The organism is Mycobacterium sp. TKK-01-0059 (genome assembly GCF_000709305.1).
Classification (GTDB): Bacteria; Actinomycetota; Actinomycetes; order Mycobacteriales; family Mycobacteriaceae; genus Mycobacterium; species Mycobacterium intracellulare.
On the sequence record NZ_KL446994.1, the window covers coordinates 1 to 17,066 of the forward strand.

At 61.2% G+C, this 17,066-nt stretch carries 14 protein-coding genes; 12 read left to right on the top strand and 2 right to left on the bottom strand.

The genetic code is table 11. The features are described 5' to 3' along the window. Positions 1–44: 44 nt before the first annotated feature. The 6 genes from K883_RS19375 (at position 45) to K883_RS19400 (ending at position 8,486) form a co-directional block, all read left to right on the top strand. A complete protein-coding gene (locus K883_RS19375) occupies positions 45–491 on the top strand; it encodes an MmpS family transport accessory protein (RefSeq protein WP_193375020.1) in 447 nt (148 codons plus the stop codon). Beyond that, positions 488–3,385, top strand: coding sequence for an MMPL/RND family transporter (locus K883_RS19380; protein ID WP_008256192.1), 2,898 nt, complete (start codon positions 488–490; stop codon positions 3,383–3,385). Before K883_RS19375 ends, K883_RS19380 begins: the two co-directional genes overlap by 4 nt. A 336-nt stretch (positions 3,386–3,721) precedes the next feature. Beyond that, a complete protein-coding gene (locus tag K883_RS19385) occupies positions 3,722–5,374 on the top strand; it encodes an IS1634 family transposase (protein WP_014711502.1) in 1,653 nt (550 codons plus the stop codon). Between the two features lie 219 nt (positions 5,375–5,593). Then, a complete protein-coding gene (locus K883_RS26280; protein WP_050989381.1) occupies positions 5,594–6,220 on the top strand; it encodes a hypothetical protein in 627 nt (208 codons plus the stop codon). Between the two features lie 47 nt (positions 6,221–6,267). Next, entirely contained in the window at positions 6,268–7,677 is a 1,410-nt protein-coding gene (locus K883_RS19395) for a DDE-type integrase/transposase/recombinase (protein ID WP_020822385.1), read from the top strand. Then, positions 7,674–8,486, top strand: a complete 813-nt coding sequence (locus K883_RS19400; protein ID WP_014711507.1) for an ExeA family protein — start codon at positions 7,674–7,676, stop codon at positions 8,484–8,486. The genes K883_RS19395 and K883_RS19400 overlap by 4 nt, the downstream gene beginning before the upstream one ends. A 152-nt stretch (positions 8,487–8,638) precedes the next feature. Here the strand turns inward: K883_RS19400 and K883_RS19405 are convergent, their stop codons facing one another. After that, positions 8,639–9,325, bottom strand: a complete 687-nt coding sequence (locus K883_RS19405; RefSeq protein ID WP_014711508.1) for a TetR/AcrR family transcriptional regulator — start codon at positions 9,323–9,325, stop codon at positions 8,639–8,641. Positions 9,326–9,399: 74 nt separating this feature from the next. Between K883_RS19405 and K883_RS19410 the strand changes: the two genes are divergently transcribed. Further along, positions 9,400–10,269 (top strand): metal-dependent hydrolase, encoded by an 870-nt coding sequence (locus K883_RS19410; RefSeq protein WP_014711509.1) that lies wholly within the window; start codon positions 9,400–9,402, stop codon positions 10,267–10,269. A 164-nt stretch (positions 10,270–10,433) separates the two neighbouring features. Here the strand turns inward: K883_RS19410 and K883_RS19415 are convergent, their stop codons facing one another. Next, a complete protein-coding gene (locus tag K883_RS19415; protein WP_085976442.1) occupies positions 10,434–11,066 on the bottom strand; it encodes a TetR/AcrR family transcriptional regulator in 633 nt (210 codons plus the stop codon). Positions 11,067–11,194: 128 nt separating this feature from the next. On the opposite strand from K883_RS19415, the gene K883_RS19420 reads away from it, so the two are divergent. From K883_RS19420 to K883_RS19440, 5 genes are read left to right on the top strand one after another with little or no spacing between them, the layout of a single operon-like run. Next, entirely contained in the window at positions 11,195–12,061 is an 867-nt protein-coding gene (locus K883_RS19420) for an SDR family NAD(P)-dependent oxidoreductase (protein ID WP_014711511.1), read from the top strand. Between the two features lies 1 nt (position 12,062). After that, a complete protein-coding gene (locus K883_RS19425; protein WP_014711512.1) occupies positions 12,063–12,986 on the top strand; it encodes a hypothetical protein in 924 nt (307 codons plus the stop codon). After that, positions 12,983–14,482: a flavin-containing monooxygenase gene (locus K883_RS19430; protein ID WP_014711513.1), complete on the top strand. Its 1,500-nt coding sequence runs from the start codon at positions 12,983–12,985 to the stop codon at positions 14,480–14,482. Before K883_RS19425 ends, K883_RS19430 begins: the two co-directional genes overlap by 4 nt. A gap of 49 nt (positions 14,483–14,531) precedes the next feature. Then, positions 14,532–16,049 carry a flavin-containing monooxygenase gene (locus K883_RS19435; RefSeq protein ID WP_014711514.1) on the top strand — a complete coding sequence of 506 codons (1,518 nt, stop codon included), beginning with the start codon at positions 14,532–14,534 and terminating at the stop codon, positions 16,047–16,049. Beyond that, positions 16,046–17,011, top strand: coding sequence for an alpha/beta hydrolase (locus tag K883_RS19440; RefSeq protein ID WP_036455729.1), 966 nt, complete (start codon positions 16,046–16,048; stop codon positions 17,009–17,011). The genes K883_RS19435 and K883_RS19440 overlap by 4 nt, the downstream gene beginning before the upstream one ends. The last annotated feature ends 55 nt before the right edge of the window (positions 17,012–17,066 follow it).

Consider the following 17,066-nt stretch of genomic DNA (forward strand, 5'->3'; position numbering starts at 1 on the left):
TGACGCGCAGGAAGATGTGTCACCGGTCATCGAAAGGCCAACGGGTGAAGGGTATTTCAGTTAGCCGCCTGGTCAGGCGCGGCTGGATGATGCTGGTCGCCGTGGTCGTGGTCGCGGTCGCGGGGTTCGGCGTCTTCCGACTGCATGGTGCCTTCGGGGCGCACAAAGGCACGTCGGCTACCGGTGCCGTCTCGGAAGAAATCGAGCCTTTCAACCCTAAACGCATCACCCTTGAGGTCTTCGGCGAACCCGGGAAGGTGGCAACCATCAACTACTTGGACATCAATGTACAGCCCCAGCAAGTCCTCGACGCGACCCTGCCGTGGTCGTTGACCATGATCACGACACAGCCCGGGGCCTTTGCCAACCTGATGGCACAGGGCGACAGCAATCCCCTTGGCTGCCGCATCACCGTGGACGGCGAGGTCAAGGACGAGAGAATCTTTAACGAAGTGAACGCCTATACCTTCTGCCTGGTGAAGTCCGCATGAGCGACCATGACGGCCGACGGTCTTTCTTGGCGCACACCATCCGCCGGCTTTCGGTGCCGCTCGTGCTGCTCTGGCTGGCGCTGGCTGCCGTCACCAATATTGCCGTGCCCAACTTGGAGGCGGTTGCAGAAGCGCACACGGTGGGGATGAGCTCCAATGATGCGCCGTCGCTGCAGGCGATGAAACGCATGGGCAAACTCTTTCACGAGTTCGATTCCGACAATTCGGCGATGGTCCTTCTGGAGGGCGATAAGCCGCTGGGCGATGACGCCCACCGGTTTTACGCCACCGTGGTCCGCAAGCTCGAAGCCGATATCAAGCACGTCCAGCACGTCCAGGACTTTTGGGGGGATCCGCTGACGGCGGCGGGCTCGCAAAGCAACGACGGCAAGGCCGCCTACGTGCAAGTGTATTTGTCCGGCAACCAAGGCCAGAGCTTGGCGACCGAGTCTGTCAACGCCGTGCGTGCCATCGTGGACCATACGCCGCCACCACCCGGGGTCAAGGCCTACGTGACCGGCCTGGGGCCGGTGATCTCGGATCAGTTCAGCGCGGGCCAGAAAAGTCTTCTGAAGGTCACCCTGATCACGGGCCTGGTGATCTTGGTCATGTTGTTTTCGCTGTACCGGTCTGTCGTCACCGTCGCGCTGGTGCTGGCGGTGGTTTTGATCGAGGTGGCCTGCGCCCGCGGAATCGTCGCCGTCCTTGGAAACTACGGGATCATCGAACTTTCGACGTTCTCGGTCAATATTCTCACATTGCTGGCCATCGCCGCCGGGACGGACTACGCGATATTTGTCGTCGGCCGTTATCACGAGGCCCGGCAAGCGGGCGAGGATCGCGAAGCAGCCTACTATACGATGTCGCACGGGACGGCCCACGTTATCTTGGGGTCGGGACTGACTATTGCCGGCGCGGTGTTTTGTCTGGGCTTTACCCGGTCGCCCTATTTTCAAAGCATGGGCATTCCCGGCGTGGTGGGCATGCTGACCGCGGTTGCAGCCGCGCTCACGTTGGCCCCGGCCGTGCTGACCGTGGCCAGTTTTTTTGGCTTCTTAGACCCCAAGCGCGCGATGAGGACCCGGGTGTGGCGGCGCATCGGCACGGCCATCGTGCGCTGGCCCGGGCCCATACTGGTGGTGACGTGTGGGGTCGCCTTGGTCGGTCTGCTCGCCTTATCGGGGTATCAAACCAGTTACGACGCTAAGGCCTATATGCCCTCATCGGTTCCGGCAAAGGTCGGGTATGCGGCGGCGGAACGGCATTTTTCTCCAGCCCGGCTAAATCCCGAACTGCTGATGATCGAGGCCGATCATGATCTGCGCGACCCGGCCGATATGATCAACCTGGAGCGGGTAGCCAAGGCGGTCTTTCACACTCCCGGTATCGCCCGGGTTCAGTCCATGACCAGGCCGTTGGGAACCCCGATCGATCACACCTCGCTAGCTTTCCAGATCAGCGCGGGAAACGTCGGCCAGATCCAGAACCTGCATTACCAGAAAGAACGCGCGGAAGATCTGTTGAAGCAGGCCGACCTGCTGAGAAATACGATCAACATTTTGAACCGGCAGTACGCCCTGCAGAAGGAGCTCGCCGCCGCTACCCACGCCGAGACCCAGAACTTTCACGACACGATCGCAACGACCAATGACCTGCGCGATAAGATCGCGAATTTCGACGACTTCTTCCGGCCGATTCGCAGCTATTTTTATTGGGAAAGGCACTGCTACGATATCCCCGTCTGTTCTGCGCTCAGAAACGTCTTTGACGCACTCGACGGTATCGACAAGCTCAGCGAACAGTTTCAAAACCTCACCGCATCGTTGGATAAATTGGATGCCGGCCAGCAGCAACTGCTCACGCTGCTACCGCCGCAGATCGCCGACCAGGAGAAAAATCTGGAACTGACGCTGTCCAGCTACGCCACCAACTTCGGGATCAACGCCCAAACGCGGGCCTCGACTGACAACGCGACTGCCCTGGGACAAGCGTATGACGCCGCCAAAAATGACGATTCCTTCTACTTACCGCCGGAGGCTTTCGACAACCCCGAGTTCAAAAGAGGTCTGAAACTATTCCTCTCCCCCGACGGCAAGGCCGCCCGCATGATCGTCTCCCATGAAGGCGATCCCGCGACCCCCGAGGGTATCTCGCATGTCGATCCGATCAAGAAAGCAGCCCACGAGGCTGTGAAGGGCACCCCCCTGGCGGACGCCCACATCTACCTCGCCGGCACCGCGGCAACCTACAAAGACATCCACGACATGGCCAATTACGATCTCATGATCGCCGGTCTGGCCGCGCTGAGCCTGATATTGCTGATCATGCTGTTCATCACCCGAAGCCTGGTGGCCGCGGTGGTCATCGTGGGCACGGTGGCACTTTCGCTGGGCACCTCGTTCGGGCTGTCGGTACTGGTCTGGCAAGACCTTTTGGGCATCAAACTCTACTGGGTGGTGCTTGCGCTGTCTGTCATCATCCTCTTGGCGGTGGGATCCGACTACAACCTGCTGCTGATCTCGAGGTTCAAAGAAGAAATTCACGCTGGATTAAAGACCGGCATTATCCGGGCGATGGCCGGCTCCGGCTCGGTGGTAACCTCTGCGGGCCTAGTGTTCGCCGCCACCATGGCCTCCTTCATGTTCAGCTCGCTGGTGATTCTTGGCCAGGTGGGGACCACCATCGGTCTAGGTCTGCTGTTCGACACGCTGATCGTGCGATCGTTCATGACCCCGTCCATCGCCACACTTCTCGGGCGCTGGTTCTGGTGGCCCCAACGGGTACGCCCGCGTCCAGCCAGCCAAATGCTTCGGCCCTACGGACCACGTCCCGCCGTTCGCCAACTGCTGCTATGGGAAGACGGAGACCCAGCGGTGACTTCCCAATCAGCATGAGGTTCTACGGGTCGATCCACCGCTGCCACCGCAGGAAGCAACCGTCGAGGAGCTGATCTACCCCTTACGTGACGACGCGCTGGAAATCGTCAACAGCGATGCCACATCGCGGAGCAAGCTCGATAGCAGATGCTCCTATATTCAGGCAACGACTTTTGCTGCCTTTCTTGGCGGTTGGAGGGCGTGGAAGATTTCGCGGGTGAGGTAGCGCTTGAGACAGCGCACCTGACTTAGGTCAACTTTGGTGTTTTCCGGAGGTGGCAGCCCGTTTACCTGGGGTGATAGTTCGGCTTAGTGCACACGCGAGGCACTAATTCGGGTCGGTAGGCTCGCTGGGTGGTCTGGATTCGGCGGGTGCGTACGGCCTCGGGCGCCACTGCGGTCCAGATCGCAGAATCGGTGGGCGGCCGGCGTCGGATCGTCCGCCACGTCGGCTCAGCCCGTGATGAAGCCGAACTCGGTCTGCTCGTCGAGGAGGCCCGGCGGCTGCTAGCCGATGACGCCCAACGCGAGTTGGACCTGGGCATCACCCCAAAAGCCGTCAAAGCCGAAATGGTCCCACCACCTGCCCCAACACTGTTCCCCGAGGCCACTGGTGGTGCAGTCGCGGTGCGGCAGTTGGTGGCACGTCCGCGGGTCCTCAAATCCTGCAGTGGGCTGCTGTATGACGCCCTGGCCGGGGTGTACGCGAGTCTGGGTTTCGATGAGGCGGTCGGCGATGAGGTGTTCCGGGATCTGGTGATCGCCCGGGTGGTGGAGCCGACCAGCCTGCTCGATGCCGATCGGGTCCTGGCCGAGTTGGGCCGCGCCGCAGCATCTTTGTCGACGCGCAAGCGAACGCTGCGCCGTGCCTACGCGGGTGGTTACCGTGATCAGATCGCGGCAGCGTGCTTTGCCCACGCGCACAGCGCCGGAGATGTGAGCCTGGTGATCTACGACGTCACTACGCTCTACTTCGAGGCCGACAACGAGGACGCGCTGCGGCGAGTCGGCTATTCGAAGGAACGCCGGGTTGACCCCCAGATCGTGGTCGGACTGCTGGTCGACCGGTACGGGTTCCCGTTGGAAATCGGCTGTTTCGAGGGCAACAAGGCCGAAACCCTGACCATCGTGCCGATCGTCAGAACGTTCCAGCAACGCCACGACATCACCGACATGGTTGTCGTCGCCGATGCCGGCATGCTCTCCGCCGGCAACCTGCGCGAGCTTGATGACACCGGGTTGAGGTTCATCGTCGGGTCCCGGGTCACCAAAGCGCCCAACGATCTGGCGTCCCACTTCCACTGGCACGGAACAGTATTCACCGACGGACAGATCATCGACACCATCACACCACGCGACCAACGCGGCGGCACCGCCGCCAAGGCCAGTGATCGGAAAATCAAAGCCGAACCCGTCTGGAACCCGGCCACCCACGCCAAGTCGTGGCGGGCAGTGTGGGCGTACTCGGCCAAACGCGCGGTGCGGGACAACAAGACGCTGAACCTGCAGGAAGCCAAGGCCCGCGCCGTCGTCGCAGGCGACAAGCCGGCTCGCACACCACGATTCGTCACGACCCGCAACGGCGCCCAAGAACTCGACACTGCCTCACTGGAGCGGGCACGCCGACTCGTCGGCCTAAAGGGCTACGTCAGCAACATCGACGCCAAGCTCATGCCCGCCATCGAGATCATCACCAACTACCACGACCTATGGCGAGTCGAGCAGTCCTTCCGAATGTCCAAATCCGACCTCGCCGCCAGACCAATCTTCGCCCGTACCCGCGATGCCATCGAAGCCCACCTGACCATCGTGTTCACCGCCCTCGCCGTCAGCCGCGAAGTCCAGACCCGCACCGGACTGTCACTACGCCGGTTCCTGCGCACCCTCAAGCCCCTGCGCTCAGCCACCATCGACATCAACGGCGTCATCGCCACATTCCAGTCCGCGCTCGACCCCGAGTCCGAGGCGATCCTCAATGCCCTGGCAGACCCGAACTCAAGGCACTAAGCCAAATGACCCAACTCGGTGTTCGGGGGCATTCAGGGTGACCACGTTGAGGTAGGGGTTCGGCACTGACGGTGGGCAGTGTGTCGGCTGGTTGTGCTCCGGTTTGGTCGTTGTGGTGCCGGGGCGGCACGGTGATCAAGTCCTTGGTAGGCGACGGCCCTCCCGTCGTCTCTTGGCCGAGTGCTACGGGAGGGCCGCCTGTGTGCGCTCGGAGGCGCTGTGGTCACCGTAGAAGCGAATGTCGATCAAGTCGAACGCAGGCTGGCGGCTGGTGAGTTGAGCTGCCCGTCGTGCGGATGTGTGCTGGCGGGTTGGGGGCGGGCGCGGCCGCGAGAATTGCGCGGCCCGCACGGGCCGGTGCAGCTGCGCCCGCGCCGGTCACGATGCAGTGGCTGCGGGGTGACGCACGTGTTGTTGCCGGTGAGCGGGTTGCTGCGCCGCGCTGATGCGGCTGCGGTGATTGTGTCGGCGTTGGCGGCCAAGGCGGCCCGTGGGTTGGGGTTTCGCCGGATTGCCGCCGAGTTGAGCCGTCCGGCTGAGACGGTGCGGGGCTGGTTGCGCCCGTTTAGCGAGCGGGCCGAAGCGGTGCGCTCGGTTTTCACGGTTTGGCTGCGCGCCGTGGCGGCCGATCCGATGATGCCGGACGCGGCAGGCGGGGTGTTCGCCGACGCGGTGACGGCCATCGGCGCGCTCGCGGCCGCGATCACACACCGCTTTTTGCTGCCCGGGGTGTCGCTGGCCCAAACGGCGGTGGCGGTCTCAGGTGGGCGGTTGTTGGCACCGGGCTGGCCCGGCGAGCCGGTGCAACACGAGTCGACCCTGCCGCCGACGCCGATGAGGCCGTAAATCTTTGCGCTGTCGTGTGTTTGACAGACAGCAAAGGAGGACAGCCGGTGGCGGTTGGCGATGATGAGGTGAAGGTGCGGGCCGAGCGGGCCCGGGCGATCGGGTTGTTTCGGTATCAATTGATTCGAGAGGCCGCCGAAGCGGCGCTTTCCACCAAGCAGCGGGGAAAGGTGGTGCGCGATCTGGCCTCGCGCGAACACACCGATCCGTTCGGGCGGCGGGTGCGCATCAGCCGGCAGACCATCGACCGCTGGATTCGGGACTGGCGGGCCGGCGGGTTCGACGCGCTGGTGCCCAACGCGCGCCAGTGCACCCCGCGCACCCCGGCCGAGGTGCTGGAGCTGGCGGTGGCGCTGCGCCGAGAGAACCCGCAGCGCACCGCCGCGGCCATTCAGCGGATCTTGCGTACCCAATTGGGCTGGGCGCCCGACGAGCGCACCTTGCAGCGCAACTTTCACCGGCTGGGGCTCACCGGCGCCAGCTTCGGGTCGGCGCCGGCAGTGTTCGGCCGGTTCCAGGCCGAACATCCCAATGACCTGTGGACCGGCGATGCGTTACACGGCATACGGATTCAGCTCCGCAAGACGTATCTGTTCGCGTTTTTAGACGATCATTCCCGGCTTTTGCCCGGCTACCGGTGGGGCCATGCCGAGGACACGGTGCGCCTGGCCGCGGCGCTGCGCCCGGCGCTGGCCTCCCGCGGTGTCCCCAACGCCGTGTATGTCGATAACGGTTCGGCCTACGTCGACACGTGGTTATTGCGGGCATGCGCGAAACTCGGTGTGCGCCTTGTCCATTCCACACCGGGTCGGCCCGAAGGCAGGGGAAAGATAGAGAGATTTTTCCGCACGGTACGTGATCAGTTCCTGGTCGAGATCACCGGCGAACCCGACGTCGTCGGCCGCCATCACGTCAGCGACCTCGCTGAGCTGAACCGCCTGTTTGCGGCCTGGGTGGAAACCGTCTATCACCGCACGATCCATTCCGAGACCGGACAGACCCCGCTGGCGCGCTGGTGTGCCGCCGGCCCCATTCCGCTGCCCGCCCCAGAAGCGCTCACCGAGGCATTTTTGTGGGAAGAGCACCGCCGAGTGACCAAGACCGCCACCGTATCCCTGCACGGCAACACCTACCAGGTCGACCCCGGCTTGGTGGGGCGCAAAGTGGAGCTGGTGTTCGACCCCTTCGATTTGACCCGCATCGAGGTCCGGCTGGCCGGCATTCCGATGGGGCTGGCAATTCCGTATCACATCGGCCGGCATTCTCACCCCAAAGCCAAACCCGAAACCCCCACCACACCACCGCAACCCACCGGCATCGACTACGCGCAGCTCATCGAGACCGCCCATGCCGCTGAGCTGGCCCGCGGCGTCAACTACGCAGCCCTCACCAACAACACCGGCCAAATTCCCGGTCAACTCGACCTGCTCACCGGCCAGGAGGCCCAACCCCAATGATGGACAAACTGATCTCCTACTACGGTTTTTCGCGGACCCCATTCGGCCGCGATCTGGCCCCGTCCATGCTGCACCGCCATGCCGCCCACAACGAAGCGGTCGCCCGCATCGGCTGGTGTGTCGCCGACCGTCGCATCGGGGTGATCACCGGCGAGGTCGGCGCCGGCAAGACCGTCGCCGTGCGCGCCGCGCTGGCCGCCCTGGATGCCAGCCGCCACGCCGCCATCTATCTGCCCGATCCCACCGTCGGGGTGCGCGGCATCCACCATCGCATCGTCGCCTCACTCGGGGGGCAGCCCCTGACTCATCACGCCACCCTGGCTCCCCAAGCCGCCGACGCGCTGGCCGCCGAACAAGACGAGCGCGGCCGCACGCCCATTGTTGTCGTCGAGGAAGCCCACCTCCTTGGCTACGACCAATTGGAAGCGTTGCGGCTCTTAACAAACCACGACCTCGACTCCTCTAGCCCGTTCGCCTGCCTGCTCGTCGGCCAGCCCACCTTGCGGCGGCGAATGAAACTCGGCGTGCTCGCCGCCCTCGACCAGCGCATCGGACTCCGATATGCCATGCCGCCGATGACCGACCAGGAGACCGGCGGCTACCTACGCCACCACCTCAAGCTCGCCGGACGTGACGACACACTGTTCTCCGACGACGCCGTCGGGCTCATCCACCAGACCAGCCGCGGCTACCCGCGCGCGGTCAACAACCTCGCGCTGCAAGCCCTCGTCGCCGCGTTCGCCGCGGACAAGGCCATCGCCGACGAATCCTCCACCCGCACAGCCATCGCCGAAGTCACGGCAGACTGAACACCACACCGACACCCCGAACACCACCGACCCCGCCGAACACCCACCGGCGGGGTCATTTCATACCCGCACATCCTCACAGCCAACGCCGCCATCATGCTCATCCTGAATGCCGGTCAACAAGCGTGTCGGCGAAAACACCGCCGGTCTCATCAGCTGTGGCCCGCCGGGGAGTTGATATCGACCTGGATATGCGAAGCGGCCGGGTCAGGTTTCTGGCCGAGGGTATACAGGCCAAGACTGCCGAGAAAACCCGCACAATGCTCGATAAGAACTTCGGTCGATAGGTTTAGTTGTCCGTCTATCCAGCGACGCAGAGTCTCGAACAGGCCCCCGACACCGTAGGTAGCGGCGAGATCTGCGACCTGAATCACCTCGCTGGGTATATCGAGATGCAGGCGGGCCTCTCTGAGGACGAGCTCCGCAAATTCGGACATCAGTTCGCTTCGCAGCTGCCGAAGCAGGGGTTCCGCGCCCGATTCGACAAACAATATGCGGGCCATGCTGGGATCGTTCTCGATCATCTGAACCAGGGCCTTTATCGGAGCGTAAGCGAGTTCTTGAGGAGCAACGGTGTCATCCGGTATTGCCCTGGTGATCACGGCTTGGAAGGTGGTGGAGATCTTGGTGAACATCGCACGCAGGAGCGCGTCTCTGTCGCGAAACTGCTGGTAGAAGTACCGGCTCGTCACTCCTGACTCCGTACACACAGCGGTCACGGTGCACGCGGCGGCTCCCTGCTTGCCCATAAGCGCGACCGCGGCGTCAATCAGCAGTGCGCGGCGCTGCGCATCGCGTTGAGTTGCGGACAGCCCGCCATAAACACGTGCTGGACTCATGCCCTACATTCTGGCAGTCTCATGTGACAAGGCCTAAAGTCAGATCACGCTACGGAAGGAAGGACCCCGTCAAGATGCCGGAAGATCGAGCCTCGACCAAGAGCCGTGTATTGCCAAAACCCCGGCGCGTTCGTTTCTCCATGCCGACCTCCACGAAGCGGCAACACTTCGTGGATGGCGACCTGGTGATGAGCCATTTCATCTCGGTGCTGTCTGCGACCTTCCCGGAAGGGGAAGACTTCTTCATCCGCTCGGTCAAATATTTCCAGAGTTCCATCGACGATCCCCAATTACTGACAGCGGTCAAGGGTTTCATCGGACAAGAGGCCACACACCGACACCAGCATCGGCTCCTCAACGAACGACTCCAGGCCATGGGTTATCCGACCGCGCGGATCGACCGCCACGTTGCACGCCTGATCAAGCGATTGGAACGGCGCTTTTCGCCAGAAATGCGGCTGTCGATGACCTCTGCATTGGAGCACTACACCGCGACGCTCGCTGAAATCATTCTCACCAGCGACGACGCCCAGAAGCTCATCGGACAGACAGAGGTTCGACCGATTCTGCTGTGGCATGCGTTCGAGGAGTCGGAGCACAAAGCCGTCGCCTTCGACGCCTATCGGCTGATTGGAGGCACCGAGCGCACCCGCGTACGGGGCATGCGGATCGCCTCTGCAATTCTGTTCGGCGAACTCATTCTGCAGACTGCGCTGTCGATGGCCTCTGACAAGGCCTCGTATAACCCGGTCACGTTGGTGCGTAGCCTACATCGCTTCAGTCGCACCCCGATGTTCACCGCCGATGCGCTGCAGCGATTCCGTTCGTACAACCGCCCCGGCTTCCACCCTGATGATTGGGACAGCGCTGCGGTCCTGGAGCGATGGAGCAAGGACCTGTTCGACCAAGACGGCTCACAGAAGGTCATCGCTCAGCCGGGGTAGCAAAAGTGCGTCAGGAGGGCGACGCAGAAACACTGTTTCTGCGTCGTTCCTTCAAACAAAACGACGGCGCGCCTGTCGTCACGGATTGGACGCCCGGTGGCGGGTCAAGGCGAAATCATACAGACAAATGCAGTCGGCCTCGATACTCACGGAAAGGTTTAGCCTCAGCCGCTGACGACGTAGCGTTGAGCCAAGGTTTCAGCCAGTCGGCTCGTGTGCGCGACCACTTCCTTCTCGGTCACCGCAAGCAAACCGGAGTGCCAGGCCGTGATGACTTCGACGAACCCCCCCACTGCAACCAAAGTGTCCATACGAAGGGCCGTCTCGTCGGCGTCTTCTCTGAGATGTGGCCGGCTTGCCTCGACGACCAACTGCGTTGCCTCCTGCAGCGCCACAGCGCGGCGATCTTGCAGCGGTGAGCTACCTACATGCTGAGCGAGCAGGATGTGCGCCCGGCCAGGATCGCGTGCGATCCGGTCGACCACGATGGCGATCGCCGCGGTGATGGTTTCGATCGGTGGCCGATCCACACGCTCGTCGAAGAGCGCGGAAACCTCGCCGAGCATGTCATTGCGAACGCCATCCCACGCTGCGACGAGAAGCTCCTCGCGCGTCTTGAAGTCCTCGTAGAAGTATCGATCGTTGAGCCCTGTCCGGGCGCATACGCCGCGCATAGTCACTGCGGCCCAACCGCTCTCACTCCAAATCTCGGTCGCAGCCTCGATCAATTGCTGCCGTCGTTCTGCTCGACGCTCAGCACCGGTCCGACCACCCCAGACCTTGCTTCTCGACCTCACCTCACCATCTTGACAAAACGTCGGGCCCACGACCAAACTGGTGGCATGCGACCCCAATGGTGGCTGATGCCCCCAAATGAATATTCTCCCGCACCGGAAATCAGTGTCGCGATCCAAAGGGCAAGCAGATGAGGTTCTTGCCGTTCGGTAATTCACCAGGTAGAACCCACCGCGCCCACGCAGTAGTCACAGGCGCAGGGAGCGGTATCGGCCGCGCGTTCGCCGTTGAGCTTGCACGCCGAGGTGGACGTGTTGTGTGTGCGGACAAAGACCCCATCACTGCGAAAGAGTCGGCCGAGATGGTGAGGCAGGCCGGCGGCGAGGGTTTCGACGTCGTATGCGACGTCACCGAACTTGAGCAGGTCCGTAACCTCGCTGATGCCAGTGAAGACTGGTTCGGCAAGGCGGCGAGTCTGGTGATCAACAACGCCGGAATCGGTGCCGGCGGCAATCGCATCGGCGCTACGTCGGTTGAGGACTGGAACGCTGCGATTTCTGTGAACCTTTGGGGTGTTATCTACGGTTGCGAGACTTTCGTTCCTCGCCTCCGGAGCAACGGCCGGGGCGGAGTGATCAATGTGGCGTCCGCCGCAAGTTTCGGCTCGGCGCCCCGAATGGGCGCATACAACGTGAGTAAGGCCGGCGTGCTCGCTCTGTCCGAGACATTGGCGGCCGAACTCAGCGGTACTGACGTCAACGTCACAGTGCTTTGCCCCACCTTCGTCAAGACGAACATCGCCAATAATCCTCAGATTGAGGAGTCGGCGGCGAGACTCGCGACCAACCTGATGAGGTGGACCGGCATTTCGCCGGATCAAGTGGCTCGAACGACCTTGAACGCGCACGATCGCGGACAAATCTATGTAGTGCCCCAACTGGACGCGAAAATTTTGTGGCAACTGAAAAGAGCTTTACCCGGTCAGTTTACGCGGGCGTTGGGGCTGGTGGAGCGCGTGGCCTCATGGAACGATCCAGCCGACCAGAGGGAGCAGTGAAATGGCGTTCGCATATAGCGACATGCTCGAGACGATCAAGAACAAGCAATGGGCTCTCGCCGATATCGATTGGGACGCCCCTGGTGCGGAGTTGATCACCGACGAACAGCGTCCCAAACTCAAGCAATTCATGTCCGACGTGGTGTGGATTGAGCATGTCGGAGCGCGCGCCTTCGCTGCGATGGCCCCGAAGGCGCCCTTCGAAGCGCTCGGAGACATTTACCGTTACTTTCACGCCGAGGAGCAGCGTCACGCCAATGCCGAACTTGCTCTGATGCGTCGCTGGGGCATGATCGAGGAAGGCGAAAAGCCTGTACCGAATAAGAACATCCGTCTCGTGATCGAGTGGCTAGATCGGTACGCTGAGGCTCTTCCTCTGACTGTCATCGGCGCCGCGATTCCCGCACTGGAGACCGCGCTGGACGGGGCCCTGCTGAAATTTCTCCTTGATGAGGTCGACGACCCAATTTGCGGGGAAGTATTCAATAAGGTCAACAGCGACGAATCGCGGCACCTTGCAGTAGGTTTTCAAGTCCTTAATGACCTCGGCGCCAGTCCCATGCGAATCCATGCAATGCAAACGGTCGGCGCTGTGATGGACCCCCGTATTCTTACTGGCGCGTTGCTGTATATACCGCTTCTCACGCGCATGTTGATGAATCTCAACGCGATGGGGCTATCCGAAGAGAAGCTGTACAACGCGGTGACGCGATATGGCAATGTCGGGGACCGCAGTGAGCACACGCGGAGGGTGCCTGGATATCACATTTTGAAGGCCCACATGTCCTCCTCGATCAAGCGGTCCCAACCCCTTCACTTCGTTTCCCAGCGCTTAGGCGACGCGATCGACATCTTCCCCGTGCAAGTACTCGGGCGACCGCCGTCATGGACGGATGAACTGACCTATGAACCGGTAGCTAAATGACGGACACGGCAACGACTTTGATCGTCGGCGCCGGCTTCGCGGGTATCGGTACGGCGATGAGAATGCTCCAAGCGGGCATTGACGACTTTGTCATCTTGGAGCGATCACGTCGCATCGGGGGCACCTGGCGTGACAACACTTACCCCGGCGCCGCCTGCGATATTCCGTCATTGTTGTACTCCTACTCGTTCGAGCCGAACCCAGGCTGGACTCGCGCATACTCGGGGAGCGCAGAGATCCTCGGCTATATCGATGCGGTTGTCGCGAAATACGATCTTGGGAGGTTCATTCATTTCGGTGCGGACGTGAGTGCACTGGAATTCGACGGGGATGCCGGAGAGTGGCTGGTCGACACGACCGGCGGCAGGCGGTATCGAGGCCGTTCAGTCGTGATGGCTAGCGGGCCACTTGCTGACGCTAGTTTCCCCGATATTCGTGGCATCGAGTCGTACGAGGGGAAGAAGATTCACAGCGCTCGGTGGGACCACGCCTATGACATGAGCGGTAAGAGGGTGGCGGTCGTCGGGACCGGGGCGAGCGCTGTGCAGATCATTCCCGAATTGGTCCATTTGGCGGCGTCGGTCAAGGTGTTTCAGAGGACGCCCGGTTGGGTGCTACCGAGGGTGAATTTCCGGCATCCGGCCTGGGCGCGTTCGACTTTTAATCGCATGCCGGCAACTGAGCAGGCCCTACGAGGTGCGTGGTTTTGGGCGCATGAGGTCATGGCCGTGGGCATGGTTTGGGATACCGCTGCAACATCTGTCATCCAAGCGGCCGCAAAGGCGAATCTGCGTCGGCAGGTGAAGGATACCTGGTTGAGACGTCAACTAACGCCGCAGTTCAGACCTGGGTGCAAACGCATGCTTATGACTAGCGACTATTACCCTGCTCTCCAGGCCGATAACTGCAAACTCGTCAGCTGGCCGATCGCCACACTGGCTCCGAACGGAATTCGAACCGCCGACGGCATCGAGCATGAGGTGGACTGCATAGTATTCGCCACAGGCTTCGATGTGTGTAAACGCGGTACGCCATTTCCGATCCGGGGGCGCGACGGGCGAAAACTCGAAGACGAGTGGTCTGAGGGGAGATTTGCCTACAAGAGCGTGAGTGTGGCTGGGTATCCGAATTTGTTCTTTACTTTCGGACCGAATTCCGGTCCTGGCCACAACTCCGCTCTTCTATATATGGAGGCGGCAATCGATTACATCGTAAAAGCGATCGAGCTCTTGCGCGACGAAGGCAATGGAGTCCATACCCTGGATGTGAAAGAGAATAGCCAAAACGCGTACCACTCCAATATTCAACGGCGGTTACGACGCACGACATGGAACTCGGGTTGCAGCAGCTGGTATTTGACCGAGGATGGCTATAACGGCACGATGTATCCCGGCTTTGCGACTCAGTTCATTAGGGAACTGTCCCGTCTGGATATGCGGGATTACGAGATAACTCGGCGTGACGATGCTGGCCTGAAGTTGACACAAACACGCTGAACTGAAGCAGCGGATATAGGTTGGACATCAAAGCGCATATGAGGAAGTAATGGGTTCTGAGTCTGGGCAGCACTACGAAATTGTAATAGTCGGAGCCGGGTTTTCTGGGATTGGTACAGCGATCAGCCTGTTGAAGGCCGGATTTGCGGACTTTCTTATAGTCGATGACGCCGATGGCGTCGGCGGTACATGGCACTGGAATACGTATCCGGGAATAGCGGTCGATATTCCGTCCTATAGTTACCAGTTCTCTTATGAGATGCGAACATCCTGGTCACGAACTTACGCTCACGGGGATGAGTTGAAGGCTTATGCAGAGCGGTGTGTAGAAAAATACGGACTCCAAAATTACATCCGGTTCAACACGACCGTGGACGAAGCCTGTTTCGACGAAGGCGCCGCACTATGGCGGCTGAGCTGCTCCTCTGGTCAGAATCTGACCGCGCGTTTCGTGATAAATTGCTCTGGCGTCCTCAGTCGGCCGAAGTGGCCTGATATTCCAGGAGTGCGCGACTTCGCCGGCGTGACGCTGCATACGGCCAGATGGGACCATACGAAAGATCTCACCGGTAAGCGGGTGGCGGTGATCGGGACTGGGGCATCTGCGGTGCAGCTGATTCCCGAAGTCGCGAAGATCGCATCAAGTCTGACGGTCTTCCAGCGAACGCCGATTTACTGCTTGCCGAAGCCGGATTTCTCCATACCGAGCTGGGCCGCGACAGTGATGCGGTTGGTGCCAGGGGCACAACTGATGACGCGCACTGCGAGTCAGGCGTTCGTCGAGTTCACATTTCCAATCGCAGCTCACTTTCACTCGTTGATCCCTGTGTCGGACCTCATGGAAGAGGCGGCGAAACGCTATATGCGTCGGGCGGTCGACGATCCGGTGACTCGAGACCAACTCATTCCTCGCTATTCGTTGGGTTGTAAGCGACCGAGTTTCCACAATTCCTATCTCGCAACGTACAACCGTCGCAATGTTTCGCTCGAGACCAGCGGCATCACCCATGTCGACCATGCCTCGGTTCACACGGAAGATGGCAAGAATTATCCGATCGATGTCATGGTCTTGGCCACCGGGTTCAAAGTGATGGAGTCGGGCAATATGCCGACTTATGTGCTGAAGGGACGCGGCGGAGTGGAGCAGTCTGCCTGGTGGGATGAGCACCGCCTCCAAGCCTTCGAGGGTGTGAGCGTCCCAGGTTTCCCGAATCACTTCAATATCTTCGGTCCCTATGGTTACAACGGCTCCTCGTACTTCACACTCATCGAGGCGCAAAGTCGGCATATCGTCCGCTGTCTTCGTCGTGCGCGCAAGCTGAAGGCTGATTACGTAGAGGTCAGACAGCAGGCGAACGACCGCTACTTCGCTGACATGGTTAGCCGCCGACATCGACAGGTTTTCTGGCAGCCGAGCTGTTCCAATGCCAACAGTTACTATTTCGACAAACACGGCGATGTTCCGTTACGTCCGTCAACGACCCTGGAGACTTACTGGCGTAGCCGCACCTTCCGGCTCTCCGATTACCGATTTGAACGTCGCGCAGAATCCGTGGGTGCACGGTGACCGACACTGATGCGACGGACCGGCACCCCAGTCTTGCAAGTCATTTCGTGGCAATGACTTCGCGAAACACACTGCGTCCGCTGTCGCAACTCATCCCGTCGAACGCCCACGGCCTCGCGGTGATGGATCGCGTACTCCGGATGGCGCTCGTGGGATCGCGGCCCCGCCGAAGCGTGGCGGTTCGCACAATAGATACCGAGTTCGCCGGGAATCAGATACGCGGGGATTGGATCACTTCTCCTGCAGTCGATCCACACGCCGTTCCGTTGCTCTACATTCATGGCGGCGCCTACTCCATGTGCTCACCGGCTACCCACCGCGGTCTGCTCGGTGAACTTGCCTCCGCGAGCGGTCGGCCCATCTTTGCGGTGAGGTATCGGCTAGCCCCACGCTATCCCTTTCCCGCTGCCGCCGACGATGCACTGAACGCATACCGCTGGCTCGTCACAGGGCGGCCATCGGGTTCCGGCGACCGCGGTGTTGCGGTGGCCGGGGACTCGGCGGGCGGCCAGCTCACGATGGCCACCGCCCTTGGCGCACGTAGTGACGGACTGCCGCTGCCGGATTCGATGCTTCTCATGTCTCCGGTCCTGGATCTGACATGTGAACTCGCGAGGGCACGCGAACTTCGCCGCCGTGATCCTTTCGCCTCTGCTCGGTCCGCGGCCCGCGCTCTTGACCTGTACGTGGCTGGTGCAGATCACCGCAATGAGCGAATCAGCGTGCTCGACGCAGACCTCAGGTCCATGCCACCGATCCTGATTCAGGTAGGCGGAAGAGAAATGTTGATCGATGACTCGAGGCATCTTGCCGACCGCCTCCGATCGGCCGGATCAAGCGTTGAGATACAGGTGTACCGGGGACAGATCCACGTGTTCCAAGCCATGTTCCGAATCCTGCCCGAGGCTCGTGACGCGATCCACCGCGCTGGAAACTTCCTGAAAGCTTCGGCCCACCGGTGAAAGTGTTGGGACCGTGGATGCTCCATTGCCACCGCGCCATCAACTGCTTCTTAGC

Coding starts and splice junctions, on each gene's coding strand:
- K883_RS19380 (WP_008256192.1), top strand. CDS start 488: ATGAGCGACCATGACGGCCGACGGTCTTTCTTGGCGCACACCATCCGC.
- K883_RS19400 (WP_014711507.1), top strand. CDS start 7,674: ATGATGGACAAACTGATCTCCTACTACGGTTTTTCGCGGACCCCATTC.
- K883_RS19405 (WP_014711508.1), bottom strand. CDS start 9,325: ATGAGTCCAGCACGTGTTTATGGCGGGCTGTCCGCAACTCAACGCGAT.
- K883_RS19410 (WP_014711509.1), top strand. CDS start 9,400: ATGCCGGAAGATCGAGCCTCGACCAAGAGCCGTGTATTGCCAAAACCC.
- K883_RS19420 (WP_014711511.1), top strand. CDS start 11,195: ATGAGGTTCTTGCCGTTCGGTAATTCACCAGGTAGAACCCACCGCGCC.
- K883_RS19425 (WP_014711512.1), top strand. CDS start 12,063: ATGGCGTTCGCATATAGCGACATGCTCGAGACGATCAAGAACAAGCAA.
- K883_RS19430 (WP_014711513.1), top strand. CDS start 12,983: ATGACGGACACGGCAACGACTTTGATCGTCGGCGCCGGCTTCGCGGGT.
- K883_RS19435 (WP_014711514.1), top strand. CDS start 14,532: ATGGGTTCTGAGTCTGGGCAGCACTACGAAATTGTAATAGTCGGAGCC.